3 protein-coding genes are annotated in these 3,478 nt (G+C 66.7%); 1 reads left to right on the top strand and 2 read right to left on the bottom strand.

All coding sequences use genetic code 11. From position 1 onward, the window contains the following. The coding region (gene sppA / locus VEI45_RS19520) for a signal peptide peptidase SppA (RefSeq protein ID WP_324856174.1) at positions 1-1,670 on the bottom strand (1,670 nt) is incomplete at its 3' end. Positions 1,671-1,735: 65 nt separating this feature from the next. On the opposite strand from sppA, the gene VEI45_RS19525 reads away from it, so the two are divergent. Continuing rightward, on the top strand, positions 1,736-2,671 hold the full coding sequence (locus VEI45_RS19525) for an LLM class flavin-dependent oxidoreductase (protein WP_414687536.1): 936 nt from the start codon (positions 1,736-1,738) through the stop codon (positions 2,669-2,671). 22 nt (positions 2,672-2,693) lie between these two features. On the opposite strand, the gene VEI45_RS19530 is transcribed toward VEI45_RS19525, so the two are convergent. After that, on the bottom strand, positions 2,694-3,452 hold the full coding sequence (locus VEI45_RS19530; protein ID WP_324856175.1) for a GH25 family lysozyme: 759 nt from the start codon (positions 3,450-3,452) through the stop codon (positions 2,694-2,696). Positions 3,453-3,478 lie beyond the last annotated feature (26 nt).

Here is a 3,478-nt window from a genome sequence, read left to right on the forward strand (position 1 = left end):
GCCGGTTGCGAGGACGGGCGTGGCCGCAGGAAGTCCCACAGCGACGAGCCCGGGTAGCCGACAATGCGGACGCTGGCGTCTTCCTCCAAGCCCGCCAACACCTTAGCCCGGCGCACCGCAGTGCGCAGGCCGCCGAGTTCGTCGACCAAGCCGTGCTCGAGGGCATCCGCACCGGTCCAGACACGGCCACGAGCGACCGCTTCCACGGCGTCGGCACTGAGGTTGCGGCCCTCGGCCACCCGGTGCACGAAGTCGGTGTACCACAGGTCCGCCTCGGCCTCGACCCGGGCGCGCTGCTCGGGGGTGAACGGTGCGTTGATCGACCAGGCGTCGGCATTGGCGTTGGTGCGCACCGCATCCGACCCGACACCCAGTCGGTCCTTCAGGTCACGGGCGATCAGCTTTCCGGTGATCACACCGATCGAGCCGGTGATCGTGCCGGGGTTGGCCACGATCGCGTCGGCGCCCATCGAGACGTAGTAGCCGCCCGAGGCGGCGACCGCGCCCATCGACGCGACCACCGGCTTGCCGCGGTCGCGCGCCTTCTTCACCTCTCGCCAGATGGTTTCCGACGCGTTCACCGAGCCGCCCGGGGAGTCGACTCGCAGCACGATCGCCGACACCGAATCGTCGACGGCTGCCTCCCGCAGGCCCGCCGCGATGGTGTCGCCGCCGGCGCTGGAGTTGCCGAACGGCAATACCCATCGACCGCCGCGGCCGCTGACGATGGGACCGGCAACGGTGACGACAGCGATTGTCGGCTTGGGTCTGCGCCCCGGCACCGACGGCAGCGCGGGTCCGCCCGGCGCGGTCGCGCGGGCATAGCGGCTCAGATATAGCCGCGGCGGTGCGGTGTCGCCGTCAGCGTCGCCGGTCTCAGGTGAAATCCCGTCGGCACCAACGAGTTCCGCGATACGCGCATATGCCTCGTCGCGGTAGCCGATGCGGTCGACCAGGCCCGCGGTGACGGCGTCTTCGCGCAGCAGCGGTGCGCGGTCGGCGAGTGCATCGAGGGAGTCCTGGCTGATCTTGCGGGAGTCGGCGACCGCCCGCCATACCTGGACGCGCAGGCTCTCCAGCAGCCGGGTATCGGCTTCTCGATGTGCTTCGGTGTAACGGTCTTGGGTGAAAAGGTTTGCCGCCGACTTGTATTCACCGCGCGTGATGAACTGCGCTTCGATGCCGGCTTTCTCCAGCGCGTCACGCAAGAACAGCGCATTGGTGGCGAAACCGATCAAGCCGACGGTTCCCGACGGCTGCATCCACACTTCACCGAACGCCGAAGCCAGGTAGTAGGACAGCGTTCCCGGATACGTCTCCGCCCATGCCAGCGATGGCTTGACCGCGCTGAACGCGGCGACGGCTTCCCGCAGCTCCTGGACCGGCCCGGCGGCGGCCGCAGGAAGCTGCACACGCGCGATCAGACCGGCAACCCGCGAATCGTCGGCGGCCCGGTGCAGCGCGGACACGGCTTCGCGCAGCACCAGTGGCCGGCCGCCGCCGCTGATGATCGCCAGTGGGTCCACGCCGCCGGCCTCCGGCGGTGTGGCGCGCAGGTCCAGTTCGAGCACGCAACCTTTGGGTACGCCGTGGTGACGGACGGTGTCGACCCGGCGGGCCAATGCGCGCACATCGTCAACACCCGGCGGTTTGGGCAGGAAGGCAAACATATGTCGAGCCTACCGATGCCAGCGGCGCCGCCGTGGCGACGGAGTGGGGATCGTACGGTGGTGGAGTGCGATTCTGCATCTCGATCCACCAGCTCGATCCGACCGGCGCTGGAGGACTAGCCGGGGCCGGCCTACGGGACTACCTGGTTCGGGCCGAGGAGCTCGGGTTCGAGGGTGGCTGGGTACTCGAACAGATCGTCGGCGAGGCGCCGCTGTTGGCGCCGCTGGAACTGCTGGCGTATGCCGCGGCCTGCACCGAGCGGCTGCGCCTTGGCGTCGCCGTGCTGGTCTCGTCGTTGCACGATCCGCTTCAGTTGGCCTCGGCGGTGACCGCCGTCGATCGGCTCAGCCACGGCAGGCTGGACGTCGGCGTGGCGCCCGGCGGCGGCTTCCGCCAGTTCGCCGCGTTCGGGGTGGACAAAGCCACCTACATCAGCAGCTTTACCGAGGGCCTGGAGCTGATGAAGGCGGCGTGGTCTGACCAGCCGCGGGTGACGTTTCACGGCCGGTTCCGCCAGGTTGACGACCTGCCGATCCAGCCGAAACCCGTGCAGCGGCCGCATCCGCCGATCTGGTTCGGCGGCCAGGCCGCCAAGGCGCTGGCCCGGGCGGTGCGCCACGGCGACGCGTTCCTGGGTGCCGGTTCGTCGAGCACCGCGAAGTTCGTCGAGGAGGTGAAAACGGTGCGCCACGAGCTGGCCGAACAGGCCAAAGATCCCGCCCAGTTCCGGATCGGCAAGCGCGTTTATCTGATGGTCGATGACGATTCGGCCAAGGCCCGCGAACGCGTACTCGCCGGTTTACACCGCATCTACGGCGCGATGCCCGGCATCGACGCGGTGCCGGTGTTCGGCACCGTCGACGACGTGCTAGTCGGATTGCGCGAAGTCATCGATGCCGGTGCCGAGACGATCCTGCTCAATCCGGTTGGCCGTGACCTCGCAGAGGATCGCGAGCAGATGGAACGCCTCGCCGCAGAGGTGATTCCGCAGCTGGGCTGAACACGGGTAACGTTCGCAATAACTACCTTTTCCTCGTCGTGGAAGTACGGCGCTTGCGGCTGGGATGTTGGGATTTTGCGACGCTTTTTGGTGTCGAACCCGATTGTGCTGCCGCTAGTTCTGCCGTGGTGCCAGCGTCGGGTGCTGGCGCAGTGCCGAATAGAACTGTGATGTTGTTGCCTTGGTAGGCGTTGCAGTCAACGGTGAAGCCTGCGATGTCCGCGCTGTTGGTGAATTGCCACGCGGCGGGGGTCGCGCCCCCGTAAGGCGCCCAGCCCACACCGGTATTGCCGCCCGCGTTCGCGTAAACCGTTGAGGCGTAGCCGGAGCCGTCCGGGTATGCGGACGAGACTAGGGCGTTGGCCAGGCCGGAAAGGTTGCCTCCGCCTTGCTGGCTCCAATGCCACTGTGGGTAGTAGCCCAGTTGCACGGTAATCCCGGCAGCGTTGAATGCGGCGACCACGGCAGTGAGGTTCGATAGGTCACCGCCATTGTTTTCCCAGTCCAGCATTGCCAAGGACCCGCCGTTATTGCCCAGCCAGGTCTGAGTCTGCGCAGCTGGGTCGTCGGTCGTCACGTAGTGGTAGCCAATGAGTGGGAGATTGTTGTGCTGACACCATTGCTGGACCGTCGGCCAGTACGGGTCCTCGTAGTAGCTACCCTCGGACACCTTGTGACACATACCGCTAAAGCCTTCTGGGACTAGCTGTTCCAGAAAGTCAATCGCATCCTGTGCAGAGGACCAGTTGTTGTTGCTGCAATCCGGGTAGAACAGTGTCACGCCTTATGCCAATGACTCACGTGCGC

Source organism: Mycobacterium sp., assembly GCF_035623875.1.
In the GTDB taxonomy this organism is placed as follows: Bacteria; Actinomycetota; Actinomycetes; order Mycobacteriales; family Mycobacteriaceae; genus Mycobacterium.